The sequence below is a fragment of the Cellulomonas sp. JH27-2 genome, assembly GCF_014837175.1.
Lineage (GTDB): Bacteria > Actinomycetota > Actinomycetes > Actinomycetales > Cellulomonadaceae > Cellulomonas.
This window is the reverse complement of the sequence record NZ_JACYFR010000001.1, coordinates 579,854-602,712: the sequence shown is the minus strand read 5'-3', so window position 1 is coordinate 602,712 and position 22,859 is coordinate 579,854. Positions and strand designations below refer to the sequence as shown.

Here is a 22,859-nt window from a genome sequence, read left to right as displayed (position 1 = left end):
GTCAGGCGAACGAGAACGCCGGCGGGAAGGCCACCACGACGATCGCCGCCCATGCCGCGTAGACCGGCAGGTAGCGGGTCTGCCAGCGCTCGACGGCGTCGAACGTGCCGCCCTGGCGCAGGAACCGCCACAGCAGCCAGCCCGTTCCGACGAGGTGCACGAGCAGCACGGCGTCGAGGCCGAGCGCCGCCGTCTTGTTGGCGGTCCAGCCGGCGTCGGCGATCCGGGTGACCATCGCGACGAGCGCGACGACGTTGACCGCGAAGGCGGTCACGACGAGGGCGAGCTGGAGCCAGTCGAACGCGGTGCCGGGCGCCAGCGGGTCGCGGGCGCTGATCGAGTACAGGAGCAGGCCCAGCACCAGCAGCAGGATCGCGTCCATGAGGATCAGCAGCGTGCGGTCGACGGCGTCGAGCTGACCGCCGGTGAGCAGGGCGACGAGGACGGCGACGAGCAGCAGGAGCGTCAACGGCGTGAACACGCGGGTCAGGACGGGCGCGATGTTCTCGACGACGGCCTGCTTGGCCTCCACCAGCCACGCGGCGACGAAGAACGCGCCGGGGACCGCGAACGGCATGAGCCACCCGGAGACGAACGGCTGGACGTCGACGTCGACGACGCCGAAGGTCGCGAACAGCAGGGCGACGAGCACACCGCCGCCCATCGCGATCAGCGCGAAGTAGACGACCAGCTCGCCGGTGAACCGCACGAAGTCCATGCGGCGGGCGTGGTCGCGCCACAGGCCGCCGGCGTAGGCGACGCCGAGCAGCAGCCACAGCAGCACGGGCAGGTGGGTCGCGACGAGGACGAGGGTCGTCGCGACGTCGTCGTCGGGAGACCCGACGAACGGGTACAGGTTGACGGTCACCGCGACCGCCGCCGCGAGGCCGACGAGTGCGCCGACGACCCGGCCGGACAGCCGCCGCGACCACGCGAAGTACGCCGCGAGGAACGGCAGCACCGCGAAGCCGACGTTCAGCGCGAAGCCCTCGTCGTCGCCGAGAGCGAGCAGCGCCTTGACCGCCCCGCCGGCGCAGAGGGCTAGGGCGATCAGCACACCGAGGTCGCGCCAGCGCCGGGCCGCGTCGGACGGCGCGTCGGGCACGAGCACCAGCTGCTTCCACAGCCGCTCGGAGTGCTCGCGGGCGAACTCGCGCGAGACGTCGTCCAGGTCGCCCATGCGCCGCACGGCCACCAGGAACGCCTCGTCGTCGTCGAGCCCGCCGGCGCGCAGGTCGTCGACCCGGCCGCGCAGGTTGTCCTCGAGCTCCGCGGCGTCGTCGGGCGTGATGGCCGGGCGCCGCAGCACCCACGTGCGCCACTGGTCGATCTGCTCCTCGAGACCCGCGTGCACGCCGCTCATGCCCAGGCCTCCGCCGCGCTCGGGCCCTGCAGGTTGTTCCAGACCTGCCGCAACGCGTCGGCGACGACGTCCCACTGCGCCTGCCGGTCCGCGAGCGCCTCGCGACCGGCCGCCGTCAGCGTGTAGTGCTTGCGCTTGCGGCCCGACTCCGCGTCCCACCGGGCCGACACCCAGCCGTTCCGCTCGAGCCGGTGCAGCAGCGGGTAGAGCATGCCGTCGGTCCACTGCAGGCGACCGTCGGACAGCTCCCCGACGCGCTTGAGGATGGCGTACCCGTGCAGGTCGCCGTCCGCGAGGATGCCCAGGACGAGCGGTGTCGCGGCCGCCGCGACGAGGTCTTTCTCGATGTGCATGACCGTGCCCCCAATACCTTGAAGCGCTAGGGATGCAACCCTAGCACCACAAGGTATCGGGGGCGCCGCACGTCAGGAGCAGGTCAGCGTCGGCGTGGCCGCCGTGCCCGTGCCGATGAACCCGAAGCTCGTCGTGCCGCCCGCGGCGACGGCGCCGTTGTAGGGCGCGTTCGTCACCGTCGTCGTCGAGCCGGACGCCGTCGCGACGCCGTTCCACGGGCTCCCCATACTCAGGCCGGACACCGTGACCTTCCACGACGAGAGCGCGGAGGTGCCCGCCTTCACCGTGACCTCGCCCTGGTAGCCGCCGGGCCACGAGCTCAGCGCGCGGAACGTCGCGGTGCACGCGGCGGTTCCGCCCGTCGGAGTCGGAGTCGGAGTGGGCGTGATTGTCGGCCTTGGCGTAGCTGTCGGGGTGGGCGTGACGGTCGGCGTGGGGGACGCCGTCGGGGTCGCGGTCGGGGTCGGCGTGGGCGTCGTCGTGCCGCCCGACGTCGTGTACGAGACGACCGTCCGCGGCGCCGAGCACTTGCCGCCGCAGCTCGCGGGCAGCGAGAAGGAGTACTCGCGGCCGCCGAAGAGGTAGGCGCCGGTGACGTCCTTGACTCGGATCCGGTAGTCGGTCCCGCCGGTCGTCGTCGGCTGCACCAGGTACGACTGCCCCATGTCCGTGTTCATCGGTGTCGTGACCCACGCGCCGTTGGAGTAGTGCTCGACGCCGTGGATGCCGTTGGGCAGGTGGTTGATCGAGACCCCGCCCCACCACCGCTCGGAGCCCTGGATGAAGCCGATCTGGATGTCGCCGGTGTAGCCGGGCGCCGGGATGTACTGCCAGGAGACGTGGCGGTTGCCCCAGTGAGCCGGCTCGAGGTCGCCGACCGCGGTCCCGTCCTTCACGAACTTGTTGATCGCCTGGTGGGCGAGGTCGATGTGGTACGGGTCGTCGCGGCACCACGCATTGGGGTCGCCGCAGCTGTCGGCGACGAGCATGTCGAGCGTCGCGCCGTTGTACTTGTCCGACACCCACGAGCCGTTGCGGCAGAACGCCTGCCCGGCGGCACCGTCGTTGATCCCGGTGCAGTAGTCGCCGATCGACACCCGCACCCAGCGGCCGCAGTTCAGACCGTTGTCCCACGTGCCGACCTTGGGATCGCCTCCCGCCATCGGACGCGAGTACATCGTGTAGTCGCCCGGCGTGTTGAAGACGTTCAGCGCGATCCAGTTCTGCGTCTCGAGGTGGTCCTGCGGGAGCCCGCAACCGCCGTACGGCGAGCCGAGGTTGTCGAACCAGGTCGCGTTGCCGGTCACCGGGGAGGTCTCACCGCCCGACGGCGCAGCCTGGGCGGTCGCGTGCACGCCGACGATCGCGGCGCCCGCCAGCAGCACGGCGAGCACACGGCTCCACCGACGGACGTTCCCTGGCACGGACATGACGATTCCTCCCGGTGGACGGCGTTCGGACGTACTGTGCCGCGCGCAGCGCCTGTCCGGAGGTGTGCGAATCGATTACGGCGGCCGCACCTCCGCCGACCATCGCCGCGCTGCTACGCGATCGTCGGTCTCGCCGGCTGGGGCCGGAGGCTCCTGCGCCCGCGCACCACCATGACGATCAGCCCCAGCAGGAGCCACCCCGCCGCGATCTCGAGGGCGAGATGGCTGGCCGACGCCAGCACCGCGACGACGATCGCCGCACCCATGACAGGGAGGACGGTGTGCAGCACGCGCCGCTCGGTGCGGCTTCCGACGACGTAGTACCCGACGACCGCGGCGTGCAGGAACACGAACGCGGTCAGCGCCCCGACGGTGACCATGGACGAGAGCAGGTCGAGTCCGTCCGACCTGAGTGCGGCGGCGATCGCGATCACGGACGTGGCGCCCGCGGACACGAGGATCGCCACGCGCGGCACACCCGTCCGGCGGCTGACCGTCCCGAGCCGAGCGGGTAGCTGGCCGTCGCGCGCCATCCCGTACATGAGGCGGCTCACCGCGGCCTGGGCGACGAGGGCGGAGAGCACCGGTCCGACCGCGCGCACCGCGGTGACGGTCGTGCCGAACCACGACCCGAACTGGTCGTCCAGCATCGTGTAGAACACGGTGCCCTGCTGGTCAGGGTGTGCGGCGAGCTCGGCGGGTGTCGTCGTCGTGAGCAGGGCGGCCAGGTAGGTCTGCACGACGAAGAGGAAGCCCGCGAGGACGAGGCAGAACAGGAGCGCCCGCCCGACCTGCCGGGACGAGCCGGTGCTCTCCTCCGCGAACGTCGCGATCGCGTCGAACCCCAGGAAGGCGAGAGCCGCCACCGAGACCGCGCCGAGGACGCCGGCCAGCGTGAACCCGTCGAGACCGGTGAGGGGGGAGAGCCACGGCCGGGCGGCGCCCTCGTGCACCAGGATGATCACCGCGCCTACGCAGAAGGCGGCCAGCACCACGAGCTCCACGACCAGGGAGACGAGCCCCACGGTCGCGGCGAGCTTCACGCCCCCGAGATTCAGCCCCGTGATGACGACGACCGCCGCCGCCGTGAATACCCACACGGGGACCGCCGGTACCAGGGCGTGGGTCGCGATCCCGCTGAAGAGCGCGGCGAGGCTCGGGATGAACAGGTAGTCCAGCCCGATCATCCAGCCGGCCAGGAACCCGGGCCGACGCCCCAGCCCCGCGGTCGCGTACGCCGAGACCGACCCCGCCTTCGGGACCGCGGCGGACATCCGCGCATACGACCAGGCGGTGAACGCCATCGCGAGGGTCGCGACGAGGAACACGAGCGTGACCGCGCCCTGGCTGCGCGCGTCGAGCACGCCGAAGGTGCCCATGGGTGCCGTCACGCCGATGAACAGGAGCCCGTAGATGACGAGGTGCCGCAGGGACAGGCTCCGGTGGAGCGTCCCGTCGGGAGCGGCGGACGGGGTCGACTCGCTCGCGGTGCGGGGGTGGGCGGACGCGGTACTCAGCTCCTCGGTCGTTCGGGGGTGGGGTGATGTTGGACCGAGACGATCAACAGCCGTGGACCGGTCGTGATTCCTCTGCGACGTCTGTCGGGCTCGTCGACGAGGCCAAGAGAACGGTCAGCGACGACCAGGTCGACGGTTCCGCGAGTGAAGCGCTGTTCCCGTCGCCTCGCGCACGTACATGCCGGCGATCGTCGCACGCCTGGTCACGCCAGGTGCTGCACGATCTCTCGTACGTCGTCGTCCACCGTCAGCGTCGCGAGCGCGCCGTTGAGCAGGGGCATGTGGGGCGGGACGTGGCCGATCTCCAGGTCGAAGACGATCGGGAGGTCGAGGCGGCCGAGGGCGTCGAGCACGGCCTCGCGCTGGGAGAGCTGAGGATGGGCTGCCGCCTTCGTCCGACCGATGATCACGGCCTTCGCGTCGTCGAACCATCCGGCCAGGCGTAGGCCGTGCAGGTTGCGGCAGATGGTCGCAGCCTCGTCCTCGGCCGCCTCCAGGTAGACGATGAGGCCGTCGTCGGCGTGCTCGCGGCCGAACGCCGCGACGTCTCCGTACGGCGTGCCCGCGAGGTTGCACATGGTCTCGACGCAGCCGCCGATGAGCCGGCCGGTGACCTCCAGCGTCTCCGGACCGCACAGGTCCCACCGCCCGCCGCCGGTGACCTTCCATCGCGTCGCGCGCGGGTCTTCCTCGAACCGCCAGAAGTCCGCGACCACACCGGAGTCCTGCTGCCGATGAGGGCCCTTCCCGCCGACGACGTCGAGCCAGCTCAGCAGCCCGGCGGGTGGTTCATAGGGCGTGTCGGCGAGATTGTCGCCGTGCACGGTGGCCCAGCCCAGTCGGGTCGTGAGCGGGACCAGCAGGGTCGAGAGGTCGGAGTAGCCGACGAGCCACGTCGGGTCCGCGGCGGCGAGCGCATCCCAGTCCAGGAGGTCGACGAGGTCGATCGCGGTCTCGCCACCCCACGGCGGGACCACGCACCGGACGTCCGGGTCGCACAGCATGGCGGTGAGCTCGGCCGCGCGGTCGGCCGCAGACCCGGCGGTGATGCCCGCACCGTCCAGCTGCTGCCCGACGACGACCTCGAAGGCCGGCGTCGCGCAGCCACTGCACGCAGAAGTCGATGCGCTCCGCGGCTGCTCCCGCGACGCCCGCCGACGGTGACGTCACGCCGATGCGATCGCCGCGCCGCAGCGGTGCCGGGTACCTGATCATGGAGTGCATCGTGCCAGTCGTCCGCTCGACGGGCGCCGGCTGTCGATTCGGGCCAGGCTCGTGCGTCACGGTGATGACGGCGCGTGGGGCGCCGACGCAGGAGGAGCGACATGACTCAGTACGCCATCTACTTCCACCAGCAGTGGGTCGGGGACCACCCGGCCGAGTGGTTCCAGAGCCGCGTGGAACCGAGCATGGCGGTGATCCGCGAGATGGAGGCGGCGGGGGTCCTCGTCTTCGCGGGCGGCCTCGAGGAAGACATGGCCGATGCGTTCTCCGCCGACGCCACGAGCGGCAGCGTCGTCGTCACCGACGGCCCCTACACCGAGACGACGGAGTACCTGGGCGGGATCACCGTCATCGACGTACCCGACCTCGAGACGGCGAAGGTGTGGGCGGGCAGGGTCGCCGAGGGTTGTGGCTGGCCGCAGGAGGTCCGCGTCGTCAAGTAGTGCTACTGGGCTGAGGCCCGCCAGGTCGAGGTACGACGGGGGCGGATCGTCGTCGCCGCGCGCGCTCGCCGAGGAGCGTGGTTGGGAGGCCGTCACGACCCGACGGCTCGCCGACGCGATCGAGTACAGCCAGCCCGTCCTCTACGGTCACTTCCCTCAGGGGCGCGCGGAGATCGTCACCGCCGTCGCGCTGGCGGGTTTCGAGCCCAGCAGCGGTGCGGTCACCATCGGCGGCGAGGTCGTCTTCGGCCCGTCCACGAGCGTGGCGGAGGCGACCCGGGTGCGGCTCGAGCGCATCGGCGTCGTCTTCCAGTCACCGCAGCTGCTCGGATCGCTGACCGCCCTCGAGCAGCTCGAGCTGCACGCCCACCTGCGCGGGCGCCGCCCCGCGAGCGTGCGTCGCGAGGCGATGGAGCTCCTGGACGCCGTCGGCGTCGGGCCGCAGCACGCCAAGCGTCCGGCGCAGCTGTCCGGCGGCCAGCGTCAGCGGGTGGCCATCGCGCGGGCGTTCGTCGGGGACCTGCAGGTGCTGCTCGTGGACGAGCCGACCTCCGCGCTCGACCACGAGCGGGGCACCCAGGTGGTCGACCTGATCACCACGCTGGCGCGGCAGCGCGGCGCCGCGACCCTGCTCGTGTCGCACGACGCCTCCACGTTGGCGACCGTCGACGCGACCGTCCACATGCTCGACGCTCGGATCGAGGGCGGTCTTCAACCGACCGCGCCCTGACCGTCATCGCGCCTCTGCCGCTGCCGCGCCGGCCCGCGCCAACCACCGCGGAACCTCGCCGTAGCGTTGGTTCGGCACGAGTTCGCCCGCGGCGCAGCACTCGACCAGCTGGGTCATCCGCCGGGCCCGGGTGACGTCCTGCTTGGCTGAGGTGACCCAGACGGCACAGACCTTGCGGTAGCTCGCCGTCGACGCCTCCCAGAAGGCGGTGGCCGCCGGCGATGCGGCGAGCTGCTCGGCATACCAGTCCGGCAGCCCGGCCCACGGTCGCTCGTGGCTGTAGGGCGCCTCCTCGCGGGTGCGCTGCTCCCAGATCGCCAGCCCGCTCGGCTGCATCCGCCCCTCGGCGCGCAGCCGCTCGACGAGCTGGAGATTGACCCGGCTCCACTGGGACGTCTTCTTGCGAGGCGTCCAGCGCTGCCGCCGGGTCTCGTCGTCGATGCGTTGCACGACCGAGTCGATCCAGCCCCAGCAAAGCGCCTCGACGACCGCCTGCTCCCAGGTCAGGCCGCGATCGGCCGAGCCCTTCTTCTTCAAGCCCATCCACAGCGCCGTCTCGGTGTCGTGGTGCAGCGCCAGCCACGCGCCGAACTCCTCGGGACTGTCGAAGAAGCGCGCAGGTCGTTCGGGCGAGCCGCCCATCCGCCCCGGCGTCTCGGACGTGGCGTGGTCATGTGGCATGCACGGAGTCTGCCGCCCAGCGCGACATCGCGACCTGCGCGCGACTCGAACGCCGGCCATCAGCGCGTGCGCCTCGCGCCCATGGCGCGAGGGAACATTCAGCTGCGCGCTGAAGTTGAGCCAAGCAGACTCAAGTTCGCGACGAACGGCTTGCATCGTGTCAGAGGCGGGTGCAAGGTTGAGCGCAGCGGACTCAAGAGCGTCCACGAGCACCGGAACGAAAGAAGGATCCACACATGGCACGAGCAGTCGGCATCGACCTGGGCACCACCAACTCCGTGGTCGCCGTCCTCGAAGGCGGCGAGCCGACGGTCATCGCCAACGCCGAGGGGTCGCGCACGACGCCGTCGGTCGTGGCGTTCTCCAAGACGGGCGAGGTGCTCGTCGGCGAGATCGCCAAGCGCCAGGCCGTCACCAACGTCGACCGGACCATCACGTCCGTCAAGCGCCACATGGGCACGGACTGGACCACCGAGATCGACGACAAGAAGTACACCGCGCAGGAGATCAGCGCGCGGGTGCTCTCCAAGCTGAAGCGTGACGCGGAGGCCTACCTGGGCGAGCCCGTCACCGAGGCCGTCATCACCGTCCCGGCGTACTTCAACGACGCCGAGCGCCAGGCCACCAAGGACGCGGGCACCATCGCGGGCCTCAACGTCCTGCGCATCATCAACGAGCCCACCGCTGCCGCCCTGGCCTACGGCCTGGAGAAGGGCAAGGAGGACGAGCTCATCCTCGTCTTCGACCTGGGTGGTGGAACGTTCGACGTGTCCCTGCTCGAGGTGGGCAAGGACGACGACGGCTTCTCGACGATCGAGGTCCGCGCGACGTCCGGCGACAACCGCCTGGGCGGCGATGACTGGGACCAGCGCGTCGTCGACTTCCTGGTCGCCGAGGTGAAGAACAACTACGGGCAGGACCTGTCCAAGGACAAGGTCGCGCTGCAGCGTCTGCGCGAGGCCGCCGAGCAGGCGAAGAAGGAGCTCTCCTCCTCGACGTCGACCAACATCTCGCTGCAGTACCTGGGCATGAGCGAGAACGGCCCCATCCACCTGGACAGCAAGCTCACGCGCGCGCAGTTCCAGCAGATGACGCAGGACCTCATCGACCGGACCAAGGCGCCGTTCAATGCCGTCATCCGCGACGCGGGCATCAAGCTCGCGGACATCGACCACGTGGTCCTCGTCGGCGGGTCGACCCGCATGCCCGCCGTCACCGAGGTCGTCACCGAGCTCACCGGCGGTCGCGAGCCCAACAAGGGCGTCAACCCCGACGAGGTCGTCGCCGTGGGTGCCGCACTGCAGGCCGGCGTCATGAAGGGCGACCGCAAGGACGTCCTGCTCATCGACGTCACCCCGCTGAGCCTCGGCATCGAGACCAAGGGCGGCGTGATGACCAAGCTCATCGAGCGCAACACGGCCATCCCGACGAAGCGCAGCGAGATCTTCTCGACGGCCGAGGACAACCAGCCGTCCGTGCTGATCCAGGTGTTCCAGGGCGAGCGTGAATTCGCGCGGGACAACAAGCCGCTCGGCACGTTCGAGCTGACCGGCATCGCGCCGGCTCCGCGCGGCCTGCCGCAGATCGAGGTCACGTTCGACATCGACGCGAACGGCATCGTGCACGTGTCCGCCAAGGACCGCGGCACAGGCAAGGAGCAGTCGATGACGATCACCGGCGGCTCGGCCCTCCCCAAGGAGGACATCGACCGCATGGTCAAGGAGGCCGAGGAGCACGCGGCCGAGGACAAGGCGCGCCGCGAGGAGGCCGAGACCCGCAACTCCGCCGAGCAGCTCGTCTACTCGACCGAGAAGCTGCTGGTCGACAACGCCGACAAGCTGCCCGAGGACGTCAAGACCGAGGTCCAGGCCGCGGTCGGCGAGCTGAAGGTGGCGCTCGAGGGCACGGACGCCGACGAGGTCAAGGCCAAGACGGCCGCCCTGTCGACGGCCGCGCAGAAGATCGGCGAGGCCATCTACGCCAACCAGGGTTCGGCTGACGCCGCCCCGGCCGACGAGGCCCCCGCCTCGGCCGCCGCGGACGACGAGGACGTGGTCGACGCCGAGATCGTGGACGACGAGGAGACCAAGTGACCGAGGCCAACGAGCCGAACGAGGAGCCACGCTCCACGGACAAGCGTCGCCTCGACCCGGAGACGGGGGAGGTGCGCACGCCCGAGGAGGAGGTGCTCGCGGCGGCGCAGTCCGTCGCAGCCGAGGCCGAGGAGGCCGTCGTGCTCGAGGGTCTCGTCGAGGCCCAGAAGCTCGCGGCCGAGCGGCTCGAGGAGGTGCAGCGCGCCAACGCGGCGCACTACAACCTCGAGCAGCAGTACTCGGCGTACGTGAAGCGGTCCAAGGCCGAGACGCTCGCCGCCCACGGGCGGGGAGCGGCCTCGGTGGCGGAGGCGCTGATCCCGGTGCTCGACGACATCGAGCTGGCCCGCCAGCACGGTGACCTCACCGGCCCGTTCGCGTCGATCGCGGAGAAGCTCGAGTCCACGCTCGAGCGGCTCGGCGTCGAGCGTTACGGTGCGGCCGGCGAGGCGTTCGACCCGGCCGTGCACGAGGCGCTCATGCACGGGCACAGTGCCGAGGTCACCGAGACCACGGTGCAGAACGTGCTGCAGCCGGGCTACCGCTTCGCCGACCGGGTGCTGCGCCCGGCCCGCGTCGCGGTCGTCGACCCGGAGTAGAGGTGCAATCCCCGCAACGTCCGAGCAACTGGTCGTCATAGCGACCGAAGGCTCGGACGTTGCGGGGAATCAACAGCGGGACACCGCTAGCGTCCGAGCAACTGGTCGTCATAGCGACCGAAGGTTCGGACGTTGCGGGATGGGGACGACGAAGGAAACGAAGGAGGCTAGGTGACCGGGCAGGACTGGATCGAGAAGGACTTCTACAAGGTGCTGGGCGTGGCCAAGGACGCCGACGCCGCGACCATCAAGAAGGCCTACCGCAAGCTCGCCCGCACCAAGCACCCCGACCACAACCCCGGCGACGCGAAGGCGGAGGCCGAGTTCAAGGAGGTCGGCGAGGCCTACGCGGTGCTCTCCGACCCCGAGCAGCGTCAGCAGTACGACCAGCTGCGCGCCATGACCGGCGGCGCCCGCTTCCAGGCCGGTGGCCGTGGCGGCGCCGGCGGCGGCGCGGGCTTCGAGGACATGTTCGGCGGCATGTTCGGGCAGAGCACGCGCGGCCAGCAGTACCGCGCCGGCGGCGCGACGTTCGAGGACCTGCTGGGCGGCATGTTCGGTGGGCAGCAGGGCGGCTTCCAGCGCGCCCCGCAGGCCGGCGCCGATCTTTCGGCCAGCGTCACGCTCCCGTTCCGCGACATCGCGGAGGGCGCGCCCGTCTCCCTGTCCGTCGAGGGCCGCACGGTCAATGCCCGCATCCCGGCGGGCGTGCGCGACGGGCAGAAGATCCGTCTGCGCGGCAAGGGTCGCGCCGGCGAGCCCGGTGCCCCCGCCGGTGACCTCGTCGTCACCGTGCACGTCACACCGCACCCCGTGTTCACCGCGGACGGCATGAACCTGCGCCTGACGGCACCCGTCGCGTTCGACGAGGCGGCGCTCGGCGCCACCATCGAGGTGCCCACGCTGGACGGGTCCACCGTGCGGCTCAAGGTTCCCGCCGGGACACCGTCCGGCCGCGGGCTGCGCGTCAAGGGCCGCGGCATCGGCGGCAAGGGCGACCTGCTCGTCACCGTGCAGGTCGTCGTCCCGCAGCGCCTGACCGACGCCGCGCGCGAGGCCGTCCAGGCGTTCGGCATTGCGACGTCGGGGGAGGACGTGCGGGCCGGGCTCATGGACCTGGCGAAGATGTGAGCGGCTGATGGCGCCCGACGACACCCCGCGTTTCCTCATCTCGGCCGCGGCCCAGCTGGCGGGCATGCACCCGCAGACGCTGCGCCAGTACGACCGGCTCGGCCTGGTGGTGCCCTCGCGCACCGCCGGCCGCGGCCGGCGGTACTCGTTGCGCGACGTCGCGACGCTGCGCGAGGTGCAGCGCCTCTCGCACGACGAGGGCATCAACCTGGCCGGCATCAAGCGCATCCTCGACCTGGAGGCGGACGTCGAGCGGCTGCAGGCGCAGGTGGGTTACCTGCGCGCTTTCGTCGACCCGGGGCGGCGCGTCTTCACGGCCGACCCGCGCGGCGACGTCGTCGCGACCCGCCGCACGGCCCGCGCGCCGCAGGCTCCGCGCCAGCCGCGCGCCATCGGCCAGGCCGGCGCGGTCGTCCTCTGGCGCCCGTCCGCCCCGCGCTGACCTCCGCGAGGGAGCCAGGGGAGCGCGAGGGTGGGCTCAGCTCCCGACGACGCCGACGTCGACGCTCTCGCCCCGCGAGCTGTCGACCACGACGCCGATGCCGGACGGTACGCGGCCGTCGAGCGCGGTGAGCAGGTCGTCGCCGGCGGGAAGGTCGCCGGGCGTCCGGACCTCGATGTGGATGGTGTCGCCCTGCAGGGTGACGCCGGTGATCTCCGCCCCCGGGACCTGGGACACCCATGCGTCGGCCGCCGCCTGCACCCGGTTCGTGTAGAGCGCGAGCACGTAGTTCCCGACCGTGTTGAGCACCAGCGGCAGCGCGACGAGCGTGAACAGGATCCCGATCGTCAGGTAGGTGCGGCGCCGAGGACCGTCGCGACGCTCCTCGGCCTCGGCGGTGTAGCCCGTGGTCGCATAGACCAAGGTGCCCGCCAGCACCAGCGCCAGGAAGTTGGACAGGAACAGCGTCAGCGCGCCGAAGCCGAGCCCGAACGCTCCCTGCCCGAAGCAGATGCCGACGACGGCCAGCGGCGGGACCAGCGAGATGGCGATCGCGACGCCCGGCAGCACCGCCGCGACGTCTCGTCGTGCCAGCGCGATCGCACCCGCGAAGCCGGTGGCGATCGCGGCGACGAGGTCGAGCAGCCCGGGCGACGTGCGCCCGGAGATCTGGCTGTTGGTGAGCAGGTTGGTGGTGCTGGGGATGACGAGCGAGAACACGACCCCGACGGCGATGACCAGCAGCGCGCCGAGCACGACGAAGCGTGCGGCGCTCAGGATCGCAGTGCGGCTGCCCTTCGCGAGCCCGAGGGCGACGCCCATGATCGGCGTCGACAGGGGCGCGATGATCATGGCGCCGATGACGGTCGCGGTGGAGTCGGACAGCACGCCCGCGCTCGCGATGACCGCCGACAGCACGAGCATCGTCCAGAACGCCGACCGCTTCGACTGCCGGTCGCCGTGGGACAGGTCGAGGTCGGCCGTCAGCTCGTCGAGCGTGCGCCGTTGCCGGTCCGGGAGGACGGCCTGGAGGGGGTGCTTCGCCATGTGCGTGAGGATCCCAGCGGAAGCCCTCGCGGTGCGAGCGCCACGCCCGCCGAACCCGCCGCAACGTGCGAGGGCACCTGTCGAGACAGGCACTTCACGGCGAGACAGACCTCTGCAGACGTCTGTCTCGCCCGCAAACGTCGGTCTCGACGTGGGGTGTGGTGCCGGCGACCGGTCAGTAGCGGCGCAGGATCGTGACCAGGTCGAGCGGTGCGTCAGGTGCCGCGGTCGAGAGGGCGCGTTCCTCGACGGCCGTGACGTGCCGCGCGACGAGGGCCTCGGCGTCGTCGGCCCGACCGGTGGCCAGGAGGTCGACGAGCTCGCGGTGCTCGTCGACGGAGCGGTGCTGGTCGTGGTTGCGGCCGTGCACGGCCAGGATGAGCGCGCACCGCCAGACGACCTCGCCCAGGTAGCGCTCGAGCAGCGCGTTGCCGCTCAGCTCGCCGAGCAGGATGTGGAACTCGGCGCCGAGCCGCCCCGACACCTGGCCGCCGGAGTCGGCGGCTGCGGCCTCCTGCGCGACGTGCGCGTCGAGCGGGGCCCGGACGGCGGCCCCCGGGCCGGTGGCAATGAGCCGGACCGCCTCGCGCTCGAGGCACCGGCGGACCTCGAACGTCTCGCGGGCCTCGGTGAGCGACGGGTTGGCGACGAGCGCCGACTTGGCCTTGCCGACCTCGACGAGCCCCGCCGTCGTGAGGCGGGCGAGCGTCCCGCGGATCAGCGTCCGGCTGACGCCGTACTGCTGGGCGAGCACGTCCTCGGGCAGGCGGGTCCCGGGCGGGAGCGCGGCTTCGACGATCGCGGAGCGCAGGCTCCGGAACGCGGCGTCTGCCCGGTCGGCGGGGCGCTGAGGGGCGGTCTCGACGGGCGTGGGTGCGACCCCGGCGACGGTGCCGGGAGCGGGGTCGGTGGCGTGCATGGCGTCACCGTATACCTGCCGTCGTGCGCGAAACGGATCGGAAACCCAGGTTTAAAGGATACGCAACCCACGGGTGTTGGTATGCGAACTAGCGTTAGTTCGTATACCGAAAGCCGAGGATCCCATGCCGATCACCACCATCGCACTCACCGAGCAGCAGCAGGAGCTCGTCGACGCCTCCGTCGCGGCAGGGGAGGCCGACGACGCCGCCGCGCTCGTCCTGCTCGCCCTGCGCGAGCTCGCCGCCGGCGTCCGGCCGCGGCCGCACCCGCGTCCCGCCGGACGCCCGTGGGCGTGGCAGGACGCGATCGTCGACGCGCCGGCCTACGAGCGCACGCTCCTGGCCGAGGCGGTCCTGGCGCCCGGCACCGGCAAGGCGTTCGAGGTCCGCGCGGGTCAGATCCTGCGCGTCGAGCAGATCGACGGCGACCAGTGCGTCGACCTCAACGTCTTCAACCTGCACGACTACCGCGAGTTCATGCACGTGGGCCGCACCCGCACGCTGCACGGCGTCAACCCGACGGCGGGCGACTTCCTGTGGTCGGCCCCGCCGCGCGAGCGCGCCCTGATGTACCTGCTCACGGACACGGCCGGCATCAACGACACCCTCTTCCCGCGCTGCAGCGCCAACATGTACGAGTCGATGCACGGCTTCGCCGACCACACCAACTGTGCGGACATCCAGGCCGAGGCGCAGCGCGAGTACGGCCTGACGCCCGACGACGTGCACGACTCGTTCAACCTCTTCATGGCCACGCGCGTCACCGACGCGGGGATGCCGGAGATCCTGCGCCAGCAGACGAGTCCCGGCGACCACGTCGAGCTGCTGGCCCTCGTCGACACCCTCGCGGTGCCCAACGTGTGCGGCAACGACGTGATGGGTACCAGCAACTTCTCGCTCGACCCGGTGCTGGTGCGGACGTACGCGGCGAGCACCGCCGACGTCGCCGTCGTCCCGCCCCTGCTCGCGTACGACACGCAGCGCACGCCGGCGGACTTCCGCCAGCCCGCGATCCGCGCGGAGCGGGCCCTGCGCCGGGACCCGGACTACGTGCCGGCATTCGCGCGCACGCCCGTGCGGCTGGTGGACGTGAAGGTCGAGCTCGACGACGAGCACGCGGCGCTGCTCGACGGGTTGCGGCACGCCGAGACCGCGAAGGACGACGGCACCGCGCTGCGCGACGTGCTGCTCACCTGGTGGGTGGCGACCCATGGCTGACGGGCTCGACATCGACTTCGACGCGCTGCCCGCCTACGAGCGCTACAAGCTCATGGCCAGCCTCATCGTGCCGCGGCCCATCGCCCTGGTCACCACGGTCAGCCCGTCGGGCGAGGTCAACGCGGCGCCGTTCAGCATGTTCGGGATGGTGGGCGAGGACCCGCCGCTGCTCATGATCAGCGTCAACCGGCTCGACGACGGCACGCAGAAGGACACCGCCGCGAACCTCGACGCCAACGGCGAGTTCGTGGTCCACATCCCCGACGAGAGCATCGCCGCGCAGATGCACCGCACGGGCGAGCGGTTCCCCCCGCACGTCGACGAGCTCGCGGAGGTCGGCCTGACGGCCGTCCCGTCCCACCGGGTCCGGCCGCCGCGCATCGCCGAGGCGCCCGTCGCCTTCGAGTGCACGGTGCACGAACGCATCCTCACCACCAGCCGGCAGATCTACCTGGGCCGGATCCACCACCTGCACGCCGCCCCCGGGCTCGTCGACACCGACCGCTGGCGCGTGACGCTGGCCGACTTCCACCCCGTCGGACGCTTCGGCGCCAGCTTCTACGTGTCCACCTCCGACCGCTTCTCCCTCGCGGAGGCACCCGACGGCGCGCCCGTCGCCGCCACCGACATCGACCAGCTGTGACCCCCACCAAGGAGACCACCATGACCACCCGACGCCTCGCCGCCGGCGCTGCCGCGGCCGCCGCCCTCAGCCTCGCACTCGCCGCCTGCTCGAGCGGCGACGCCGCAGAGCCCGCCGCCTCCGGCACCACGGCCGCCGCCGCCGGGTCGGTGAACCTCGCCGACGTCTGCCCCGCGACCGTCGTCGTCCAGACCGACTGGAACCCGCAGTCGGAGCAGGGCGGGCTGTTCGAGCTCCTCGGCCCGGACGCGAAGATCGACGCGCAGCAGAAGACGATCAGCGGCTCGCTGTACTCGAAGGGGCAGCCCACCGGCGTGAACGTCGAGATTCGCGCGGGCGGCCCGGCCATCGGCTACACGGCCGTCCCGGCGCAGATGTACACGGACAAGGACATCCTGCTGGGCTGGGTGAACACCGATGAGGCGATCCAGAACTCGCAGGCCATGCCGACGACGGCCGTCTTCGCGACGTTCGAGAAGGCGCCGTGGATGGTGATGTGGGACCCGGCGACGTACCCCGACGTGAAGACCATCGCCGACCTGGGCAAGACCGACGCCGTGGTGCGGTACTTCAACGGCGCCACGTGGATGGACTACCTCGTCGGGTCCGGTCAGCTGCGCAAGGACCACACCGACGGCGGCTACGACGGCACGCCCGCCAACTTCGTCGCCGCGAAGGGCAAGGACGGGCAGCAGGGCTTCGCCACCGTTGAGCCGTACGTCTACCAGAACGAGATCAAGGAGTGGGGCAAGCCGGTCGACTACCAGCTCATCGCCGACACGGGTTACCCGCTGTACGCCGTCGCGCTGTCCGTGCGGTCCGACGACGTCAGCAAGCAGTCTGCGTGCCTGAAGAAGCTGATCCCCGTGGTGCAGCAGTCGACGGCCGACTTCTTCGCCGACCCGACGGCCGCCAACGCCCTGATCGTCAAGGCCGTCGAGGAGTACAACACGGGTTGGGTCTACCCGGCGGGGGAGGCGGCCAGCTCGGCCAAGGAGCAGGTCTCGCTGGGTCTGGTGAGCAACGGGACGAACGACGAGCTCGGCGACTTCGACGAGGCACGCGTGCAGAAGATCCTCGACATCACCACGCCGATCCTGACCAAGAACGGCACGGCGCCGGCCGCGGGCCTGAAGGCGACCGACCTGTTCACCAACGACTTCCTGGACCCGTCCATCGGCCTGGGGAGCTGACCCTCACCGAGACAGACCGTTGGCGGCGAGACAGACCTCTGCAAAGGTCTGTCTCGCCGCCAGACGCCTGTCTCGGTGCCTGCGGTCAGCGGGCGCGCGACGGGACGCGGGCCGACGAGGCGCGCGGGGCCAGCTCGCTCTGCAGGACCAGCGCCGCACCCCCGACGGCCGCTGCCTCCGCGGCGTGGGCCGAGATGACGACGTCGATGGGGTGGCTGCTGCGGGAGAAGAAGGCACGGTCGAGCTGGGCGCGGACGGCCGGGACGTACAGCGAGGCGGCGTAGGCGAACGACGGGCCGGTGAGCACCACGCGGTCGAGGTCCAGGATGTTGGCGAGCGCCTGCGCGGCCAGTGCGACGTACCGGGCGGATCGCGCGACGATGTCCGCGGCCGGTCCGGGGCCGGCCAGGGCAGCACGCGTGAGGGCGGCGAAGTCCTCGGCCGTGCCGATCCCCGGCAGGTCGACGCCGGCGTCGCGGGCTGCTGCGACGGAGGCCGCTGGGCCCGCCAGCGCTTCGATGCAGCCCTGCCCCCCGCACCAGCACGCCGGTCCGTCGATGTCGACGCAGATGTGCCCGATCTCGCCGGTGTTGCCGCTCGCGCCGCGGAAGATGTCGCCGTTCGCCATGATCCCCGCACCGATGCCCGTGCCCATGTAGAGGGTCGCGAAGCAGGCGCTGGCCTCGTGGGACGTGGCCCAGTACTCGCCGACGGCCGCCGCGGTCGCGTCGTTCTCGAGCATGACGGGCATGCCGGTGGCGGCACCCAGCGCCTCGGGGACCGGGAAGTCGGTCCATGCCTGCATGACGGGCGGCGTCAGGCTCATGCCCGCGGAGCCCGTCAATGGTCCGGGTGACACGACGCCCAACCCGACGATGCGGTCCGGATCGACGCCCGTCTGCGCGACGAGGGTCGTGACCTCGGCGGCGATCCGCGCGACGACCACGTCGGGTGCGTCCGTGCCGGCGCCGGGGCGCCGCCAACGCCCGACGATGGCCCCGCCCAGGTTGGCCAGGACGTAGGTGATGCCCGCATGGTCGAGGTGCACGCCCACGGCGTAGCGCGCGTCGGGGTCGAGGGACAGCAGCACCGCCGGCTTGCCGCCGGTCGACTCGGCGCGCCCCGTCTCGAGCACCAGGCCGTTGTCGATGAGGCGGCGCACGACGGTCGAGATGGTGGCGCCCGTCAGGCCGGTGGCGCGCGTGAGGTCGACGCGGCTGATGATGCCGGCGCCTCTGATCACGTCGAGCACGGCCGCGCTCGATGTCGCGTGGGTGACCGGTGCCGGTCCGGAGCTCATCGGTCCTCCTACGTCGAGGCCGACGACGACGTCGTCGGCCTGGCCCTGCCAGTGCTGCCCATGTCCACGCCCGTGCCGGTGACCTGCGTGAGCGTCCGGGTCCGGCGTCGCACCCGGTGCTGCTCACGGTAGCCGGTGCGCAACCGATCGCCCGGGATGCCACCGAAGAGTTGACTAACTTTAGCCACCGATCTAAGAATGCCGGTAGGGGTCGGGACCGACTCGGTCCCTACCTGCTGACTGGCTGCCGACAACGACTGACGATGATGTCGACGACGGGCTCGCGGCCGGGCCACCTCACGCGCAACGGAGCTGTGACCATGAACCGCACCACCCTGCACGACGGCTGGACCCTGCGTGCGGCCGGCGGCCCCGTGCCCGACCACGTCGCCGGTCGCACGATCGACGCCCAGGTGCCCGGCACCGCGCACACCGACCTGCTCGCCGCCGGGCTCATCGAGGACCCGTACGTCGACCTGGGTGAGAACGAGCTGGTCTGGGCGCACCGCGCGCAGTGGCTCTACGCGACGACGTTCGCAGCCCAGCCCGCGGCCGACGACGAGCGCGTCGACCTGGTCTTCGACGGCCTGGACACCGTCGCCGAGATCAGCCTGGACGGCGCGCTGATCGGCAGCACGGCCAACATGCACCGCGGCTACCGGTTCGACGTTCGGTCGCTGGTGACGGGAGCGGAGCAGGCCCTGACGGTCCTGTTCCGGTCCGCGCTCGAGACCGCCGAGGCCGAGCGCGAGCGTCTCGGCGCCCGGCCCGGCGCGTACGCCCACCCCCTCAACATGGTCCGCAAGATGGCGTGCAGCTTCGGCTGGGACTGGGGGCCGGACCTGCAGACGGCCGGGATCTGGAAGCCGGTCCGCCTGGAGCGTTGGCGCACGGCCAGGCTCGCCTCGGTGCGGCCAGTCGTGACGATCGACGGTGCCGCGACGGTGTCCGTGCACGTGGACGTGGAGCGGTCGGGTCTGGAGGACGCGGCCGCGCTGCCCGTCACCGTCAGCGTCGGCGACCAGCACGTCCGCGGCGAGGTGCCGGCAGCTGCGTCGTCCGTCGTCCTGTCCGTCGTCGTCGACGACCCGAAGCTCTGGTGGCCGCACGGCTACGGCGACCACCCGCTGTACGACCTGCGCGTCGAGCTCGACGGTCTGGACGAGTGGCAGCGCCGCATCGGCCTGCGGACCGTCGAGGTGGACACGTCCGACGACGAGCACGGCACCGCCTTCACGTTCGTGGTCAATGGGCAGCCCGTGTTCGTCAAGGGCGCGAACTGGATCCCCGACGACCACCTCCTGACCCGCATCACGCGCGAGCGCCTGGCGCGCCGTGTCGACCAGGCGCTCGACGCCAACCTCAACCTGCTGCGCGTGTGGGGCGGCGGCATCTACGAGTCCGACGACTTCTACGACGTGTGCGACGAGCGCGGCGTCATGGTGTGGCAGGACTTCCTGCTCGCGTGCTTCGCCTACCCGGAGGAGGAGCCGCTGCGCAGCGAGCTCGAGGCCGAGGCCCGCGAGAACGTCACGCGGCTCGCGTCGCATGCGTCCCTGGTGCTGTGGAACGGCGGCAACGAGAACATCTGGGGCCACGAGGACTGGGGCTGGAAGGACGAACTGGGCGACCTGACCTGGGGCGCGGGCTACTACTACGACCTGTTCCCGTCGATCGTCGCCGAGCTCTCGCCGGCCACGCCGTACTCCGCTGGCAGCCCGTTCTCGCCGCGCCAGGACCCGCAGGTCGTGCACCCCAACGACCCCGACCACGGCACCCACCACCAGTGGGAGGTGTGGAACCGCATCGACTACACGCACTACCGCGACGACGTCCCGCGCTTCAGCAGCGAGTTCGGGTTCCAGGGTCCCCCCACGTGGGCGACGCTCGAGCGTGCGGTCCGCAACGCCGACGGCGCGCCGCTGGCCAAGGACGACGCCGTCTGGCTCCTGCACCAGAAGGCCGACGACGGCAACGGCAAGCTCGACCGCGGACTCGAGCCGCACCTGGGCGTGCCCGACGACTTCACCGACTGGCACTGGGCCACGCAGCTCAACCAGGCGCGCGCGGTCTCCTCCGCCATCACGCACTACCGCTCCTGGTGGCCGCGCACGGCCGGGTCGATCGTGTGGCAGCTCAACGACTGCTGGCCCGTGACGTCGTGGGCGGCGGTCGACGGCGACGAGCGGCCCAAGCCGCTGTGGTGGGCTCTGCGCGCGGCGTACGCCGACCGGCTCCTGACCGTGCAGTCCCGGCCGTCCGGGCTGGTGGTCGCGGCGGTCAACGACACCGCGCTGCCGTGGACCGGGACGGTCGAGGTGCGGCGCGAGCGGCTGGACGGGACGGTGCTCGCGTCGGCGTCGCTGGACGCGTCCGCCGGTGCGCGTGCGGTCGCGCTCGTGGCGCTGCCCGACGAGGTGGCGGTGCCGGTCGACGCGGCCGACGAGGTGCTCGTCGCCGAGCTGGGCGACGTGCGGACCGTGCACGCGTTCGTGGAGGACGTCGACCTGCACGTGGAGCCCGCGCCGTTCGACGCCTCGGTCGAGGCGGTCGCCGACGGGTACGTCGTGACCGTCGTCGCGCGCTCGCTGGTCCGCGACCTCACGCTCCACGTCGACCGGCTCGACCCGGCGGCGCAGGTCAGCGACGCGCTCGTCACCCTGCCGGCCGGTGCATCGGCGCGGCTGCACGTGCGCACCGCGGTCCGTGGGCTGGCCGAGGCGCTCGCCGAGCGGCCGGTGCTGCGCACCGCGAACGACCTGGTGGGCGCGCTGCGGCCCGTGTGATCACCCGCTGCGGCGCTGGGTCCCGGCGTGCATTCCTCCCGGAATGGTCGGTACCGTGGGCCGCAGACATGGTGGACACCACGGAGGTGCAGATGCGGCGGGCAGGTGTTGTCGCGCTGTCCGGCATGTGCGCGCTCGCGCTCGCGTCGTGCTCGGCGGCCAGCAAGGCCGACGTCGGGCCGAGCGTCCTGCCGACGAAAGCGACCTCCGCGGCCGCCACGCCCACCCAGGGCGCGACGCCGGCAGCGACGCCCACCACGGCCACATCGTCGGGGGCGCCCGCACAGCGCGGCGCCCAGGACCTCTCGGACCCGAAGCTCGGAATCGTGTTCGCCGACGTCCCTGGCCTGACAGGCGCCGCTGCCGACGCCTACAACTCGTTGGCCCGCTACGAGACCGAGTACTGGCGCACGCTGACCACCAACAAGGTCAGCCCTGGGGTCTCCGAGCTGTACGGGACCGATGCGGCGACCTCGCTGAAGAAGATCGCGGCCGCCAACGCGAAGAACAAGGCCGACATCGGCGGGACGGTCCACGTGACCATCTCGGATGTCGCGATCGCGAAGAACGGCAGAAGCGCGACCGCAACCGTCTGCGACAACTTCGACCAGGCCACCTTCAAGGATCCCAGCGGTACGTACACGCCGAAGGAGGCCGGGTTCGGGCCGCGACGCCAGAAGGTGACAGTGACGCCGGGTCCTGCCAACGGCTTCTGGCGCATCTACAAGATCGAGACGGAGGGGTCGTGCTGAGGAGTCGCATCCCCGCCCTGCTGCTGTGCGGCGCCCTGGTGGGCGTCGCTGGCGTCGTCGTTGCTACGCCCGCGTCGGCCGATGGAGGCTTTGCGGGGAACAACGACGTCGATCCTTCCGCCGGCGGCGGGTCGATCAGCGTCACGATCACCTCCACAGGCACCACCTCGGGCGGGCACACGTTCACCGACAGCGTGCCGGGCGGCGTCACGGTTCGCCCGCAGTGCTGGCTGACCCCAGGAATGTCCGGCAAGGAGTTCTGGGACTATTGGAAGCCGGGTGGGCCCGCACGCGAGGCCGACACGATGGACGACTACGCGTACGGCGGCCACCTGCCCAAGGCGATGGAAGATCACAAGGACGACGACGGCGGGCACTGGTACGGCCCGATGTGCCAGCTGGACACCCCGGGCGACATCACGCTGGCGTACCAGATCGCGAACGCCTACGTCTGGGTAGACGCGAACGACGACCCGCCGGCGGCAGCGATCCTGGTGGACCCCGAGGTGCTCGCCAAGGCTGCCTACGACTCGATGAAGGAGCTCCTGCCCCCGGGCAAGCTCGACTGGAACCCCAAGGTCAAAGGGTTCGGGGGGACGATCGTCGGCAAGCAGACCGGTGTGTGGCTCGAGGACGCGTCGAGGCATATCGAGGTCACCGCCTCGATCCCGGGTGGGACGTGGGCCCGTGTCGACGCGGACCGGACCGATGTCGCGGTGACGGCCGACGATGCGACGAGCGTGCCGTGCGAGGGCGTGACGTATCCCGCGCCGGCCGCCGACACGGCGTGCCTGTCGTTCGACCGGTCCACGGCCTACCTGGCAGGGGCGTCCGACGCCCTGCCGACCACGACCATGATGGCGACGTCGACGTGGACGGCGGGCTGGGTGTCGTCGCAGAGCGCGGCCCGGACCGACCTTCCCGCTCAGACGGTGACCGCCGATGCCCAGATCGCCGTCGCGGAGATCCAGAGCGTCGTCAATCCCTGATCGG

General features: G+C 71.5%; 21 protein-coding genes. 12 read left to right on the top strand and 9 right to left on the bottom strand.

The window, feature by feature from the left end:
* Window position 1: 1 nt before the first annotated feature.
* From IC607_RS02880 to IC607_RS02860, 5 genes are all read right to left on the bottom strand, one after another.
* Window positions 2-1,363, bottom strand: coding sequence for a permease prefix domain 1-containing protein (locus IC607_RS02880; RefSeq protein WP_191785467.1), 1,362 nt, complete (start codon window positions 1,361-1,363; stop codon window positions 2-4).
* A complete protein-coding gene (locus IC607_RS02875; RefSeq protein ID WP_191785466.1) occupies window positions 1,360-1,716 on the bottom strand; it encodes a PadR family transcriptional regulator in 357 nt (118 codons plus the stop codon). Before IC607_RS02875 ends, IC607_RS02880 begins: the two co-directional genes overlap by 4 nt.
* A gap of 72 nt (window positions 1,717-1,788) precedes the next feature.
* Window positions 1,789-3,147, bottom strand: coding sequence for a cellulose binding domain-containing protein (locus IC607_RS02870; RefSeq protein ID WP_191785465.1), 1,359 nt, complete (start codon window positions 3,145-3,147; stop codon window positions 1,789-1,791).
* A gap of 113 nt (window positions 3,148-3,260) precedes the next feature.
* Complete coding sequence (locus IC607_RS02865) at window positions 3,261-4,562, bottom strand: APC family permease (RefSeq protein WP_370526015.1); 1,302 nt, start codon at window positions 4,560-4,562, stop codon at window positions 3,261-3,263.
* A 305-nt stretch (window positions 4,563-4,867) separates the two neighbouring features.
* On the bottom strand, window positions 4,868-5,713 hold the full coding sequence (locus tag IC607_RS02860; RefSeq protein WP_370526014.1) for a S66 peptidase family protein: 846 nt from the start codon (window positions 5,711-5,713) through the stop codon (window positions 4,868-4,870).
* Window positions 5,714-5,989: 276 nt separating this feature from the next.
* Here IC607_RS02860 and IC607_RS02855 point away from each other — a divergent pair, with 276 nt between their 5' ends.
* Window positions 5,990-6,331, top strand: a complete 342-nt coding sequence (locus tag IC607_RS02855; protein ID WP_191785464.1) for a YciI family protein — start codon at window positions 5,990-5,992, stop codon at window positions 6,329-6,331.
* Complete coding sequence (locus tag IC607_RS02850; protein ID WP_370525971.1) at window positions 6,297-7,061, top strand: ATP-binding cassette domain-containing protein; 765 nt, start codon at window positions 6,297-6,299, stop codon at window positions 7,059-7,061. The genes IC607_RS02855 and IC607_RS02850 overlap by 35 nt, the downstream gene beginning before the upstream one ends.
* Window positions 7,062-7,064: 3 nt before the next feature.
* Here the strand turns inward: IC607_RS02850 and IC607_RS02845 are convergent, their stop codons facing one another.
* Entirely contained in the window at window positions 7,065-7,703 is a 639-nt protein-coding gene (locus IC607_RS02845; RefSeq protein WP_191785463.1) for a YdeI family protein, read from the bottom strand.
* A gap of 275 nt (window positions 7,704-7,978) precedes the next feature.
* On the opposite strand from IC607_RS02845, the gene dnaK reads away from it, so the two are divergent.
* The 4 genes from dnaK (at window position 7,979) to IC607_RS02825 (ending at window position 12,007) form a co-directional block, all read left to right on the top strand.
* A complete protein-coding gene (dnaK, locus tag IC607_RS02840) occupies window positions 7,979-9,835 on the top strand; it encodes a molecular chaperone DnaK (RefSeq protein ID WP_191785462.1) in 1,857 nt (618 codons plus the stop codon).
* Window positions 9,832-10,434 carry a nucleotide exchange factor GrpE gene (locus IC607_RS02835; protein ID WP_191785461.1) on the top strand — a complete coding sequence of 201 codons (603 nt, stop codon included), beginning with the start codon at window positions 9,832-9,834 and terminating at the stop codon, window positions 10,432-10,434. Before dnaK ends, IC607_RS02835 begins: the two co-directional genes overlap by 4 nt.
* Window positions 10,435-10,605: 171 nt before the next feature.
* Window positions 10,606-11,565, top strand: coding sequence for a DnaJ C-terminal domain-containing protein (locus IC607_RS02830; protein WP_191785460.1), 960 nt, complete (start codon window positions 10,606-10,608; stop codon window positions 11,563-11,565).
* 7 nt (window positions 11,566-11,572) lie between these two features.
* Window positions 11,573-12,007, top strand: coding sequence for a heat shock protein transcriptional repressor HspR (locus IC607_RS02825; protein WP_191785459.1), 435 nt, complete (start codon window positions 11,573-11,575; stop codon window positions 12,005-12,007).
* Window positions 12,008-12,043: 36 nt separating this feature from the next.
* Here IC607_RS02825 and IC607_RS02820 read toward each other — a convergent pair whose 3' ends face one another.
* Together IC607_RS02820 and IC607_RS02815 are read right to left on the bottom strand one after the other, a co-directional pair.
* On the bottom strand, window positions 12,044-13,054 hold the full coding sequence (locus IC607_RS02820) for a TIGR00341 family protein (RefSeq protein ID WP_191785458.1): 1,011 nt from the start codon (window positions 13,052-13,054) through the stop codon (window positions 12,044-12,046).
* Window positions 13,055-13,229: 175 nt separating this feature from the next.
* Window positions 13,230-13,973, bottom strand: a complete 744-nt coding sequence (locus tag IC607_RS02815) for a GntR family transcriptional regulator (RefSeq protein WP_191785457.1) — start codon at window positions 13,971-13,973, stop codon at window positions 13,230-13,232.
* 124 nt (window positions 13,974-14,097) lie between these two features.
* Between IC607_RS02815 and IC607_RS02810 the strand changes: the two genes are divergently transcribed.
* Genes IC607_RS02810 through IC607_RS02800 form a run of 3 tightly spaced genes read left to right on the top strand, consistent with a single transcriptional unit; the run spans window position 14,098 to window position 17,028 of the window.
* The gene (locus IC607_RS02810; RefSeq protein WP_191785456.1) at window positions 14,098-15,192 is read left to right on the top strand and encodes an urea carboxylase-associated family protein; all 1,095 of its coding nucleotides are present in this window, start codon (window positions 14,098-14,100) and stop codon (window positions 15,190-15,192) included.
* Window positions 15,185-15,835: a flavin reductase family protein gene (locus IC607_RS02805; protein ID WP_191785455.1), complete on the top strand. Its 651-nt coding sequence runs from the start codon at window positions 15,185-15,187 to the stop codon at window positions 15,833-15,835. The genes IC607_RS02810 and IC607_RS02805 overlap by 8 nt, the downstream gene beginning before the upstream one ends.
* Window positions 15,836-15,855: 20 nt before the next feature.
* On the top strand, window positions 15,856-17,028 hold the full coding sequence (locus IC607_RS02800; protein WP_191785454.1) for an ABC transporter substrate-binding protein: 1,173 nt from the start codon (window positions 15,856-15,858) through the stop codon (window positions 17,026-17,028).
* Between the two features lie 85 nt (window positions 17,029-17,113).
* On the opposite strand, the gene IC607_RS02795 is transcribed toward IC607_RS02800, so the two are convergent.
* Window positions 17,114-18,328: an ROK family transcriptional regulator gene (locus IC607_RS02795; RefSeq protein WP_191785453.1), complete on the bottom strand. Its 1,215-nt coding sequence runs from the start codon at window positions 18,326-18,328 to the stop codon at window positions 17,114-17,116.
* Window positions 18,329-18,648: 320 nt separating this feature from the next.
* Here IC607_RS02795 and IC607_RS02790 point away from each other — a divergent pair, with 320 nt between their 5' ends.
* From IC607_RS02790 to IC607_RS02780, 3 genes are all read left to right on the top strand, one after another.
* Window positions 18,649-21,114, top strand: coding sequence for a glycoside hydrolase family 2 protein (locus IC607_RS02790; RefSeq protein WP_191785452.1), 2,466 nt, complete (start codon window positions 18,649-18,651; stop codon window positions 21,112-21,114).
* 68 nt (window positions 21,115-21,182) lie between these two features.
* Window positions 21,183-21,866: a hypothetical protein gene (locus IC607_RS02785; protein WP_191785451.1), complete on the top strand. Its 684-nt coding sequence runs from the start codon at window positions 21,183-21,185 to the stop codon at window positions 21,864-21,866.
* Entirely contained in the window at window positions 21,860-22,855 is a 996-nt protein-coding gene (locus IC607_RS02780) for a hypothetical protein (protein WP_191785450.1), read from the top strand. The genes IC607_RS02785 and IC607_RS02780 overlap by 7 nt, the downstream gene beginning before the upstream one ends.
* The last annotated feature ends 4 nt before the right edge of the window (window positions 22,856-22,859 follow it).